General features: G+C 45.2%; 1 pseudogene. It reads right to left on the minus strand.

The features are described 5' to 3' along the window. Positions 1–484 (minus strand): annotated as a pseudogene (locus tag AB4512_RS23820) (sensor histidine kinase); the annotation flags it as partial.

A 484-nucleotide genomic window follows, 5' to 3' on the forward strand; every position in this document is an offset into this window, starting at 1 on the left:
CTATTGGGTTCAACAGACTGCGTTTCACTAGCAGATAAGCTCCAATCGCAAAGCCAAAAATAGAAACCAGCACAAGCCCTGCAAGTGCGATGTATGGTGTATCAACCTGAGAGTTGGTGATCACAGTATGGCGATTACTTCCTATCACCACATACAAATAACCCACCGTCGACCCTAGCTCTTCAATCGCCGCCACAGAAAATACTTTAGGAGAGCCTGGGTTGATCGGGTCTTCGCCCAAAATAGGATAAGGCTCGTCATTTAAGAACTGTTGAATGGGCGCTAGATCTATCTGATTGGCTAACACAGTGCCTTCAGGTGCTGCATTGGTGGTGATATTGCCCTGACTATCCAGAAAATAGATATCAAAATCAGGCCCTATCAACATCAAGGTATGGAATATAGATTTGAGTGCTTTGGGGTTGTAGTCGGTACCAATCATGAGAGGATTATCATCGCGCATATGAACCGCGAGCTCTTTATG

Source organism: Vibrio sp. 10N.222.52.B7 (assembly GCF_041474275.1).
Lineage (GTDB): Bacteria > Pseudomonadota > Gammaproteobacteria > Enterobacterales > Vibrionaceae > Vibrio > Vibrio crassostreae_C.